This is a genomic window from Salmonella sp. SG203, assembly GCF_013350575.1.
Classification (GTDB): Bacteria; Pseudomonadota; Gammaproteobacteria; order Enterobacterales; family Enterobacteriaceae; genus Salmonella; species Salmonella enterica.
The window spans coordinates 1-694 of record NZ_SNMT01000092.1 but is presented as its reverse complement, the minus strand read 5'-3'; the positions used below and the strand labels follow the sequence as shown (position 1 = coordinate 694).

General features: G+C 48.7%; 1 protein-coding gene. It reads left to right on the top strand.

What is annotated here, in order from left to right:
* Window positions 1-471 precede the first annotated feature (471 nt).
* Window positions 472-694 (top strand): hypothetical protein (locus tag HV477_RS28315; protein ID WP_217487914.1); only part of this gene is annotated, 223 nt, incomplete at its 3' end.

Below are 694 nucleotides of genomic sequence, written 5' to 3'. Positions count from 1 at the left end.
TTATGGTTATTGCTGCTGTTTACTTTGCCTGTTCCCTTATTGTGTTTCTCAGTCTCCCGACGAATACGTTATGGCAGGACATCCATAATGTAATGTCTGGCAGGGCAAACCACATTGATTTGCCGGCATCATGATTTTATGTACCAGCGGACGAGCAGTACTTTCTCTCCTTAACCGGACATTCTGTAATACAGCTGTCATATCATTCTCTCATCGTTTGTATCGAATTAATCGATCGATACGATCGATTAATTACGCTTTAAAGTTTTAATCTGCCAACAGTATCTTCAGAAAGTAAATAAAAATAATACTTAATTATCCTCTGCCTGCTTTTTTATTTTCACGTTAACTGTGTTTCACAGGGCTTATTCCGGATATTGCTCCGGTCCCACCCTGCACATACGGGAGCCTGTCCGTCAGGAGTCTTCCGGTATGTGTTTTCTGTAAAACCTTAATATTAATAAGGACCGAATGATTATGGTGTTCTCCATGAACTTCAGGGGTGGGGATGGTGCGTCTCCTGTTTCTGCCCGTCGCTTCCGCCTTTCCCTGCCGGCCCTTCTGGTGCTGTCAGGCGCGGGGCTGTATGGCAGCACGGCCATGGCCGCCTTTCTTCCCCCGCCCACCGGGGCTGGTCAGCTGAACAACCAGCTCCGCCAGCAGGACCGGACCGTACCGCCGGCTCCCGTGGCGC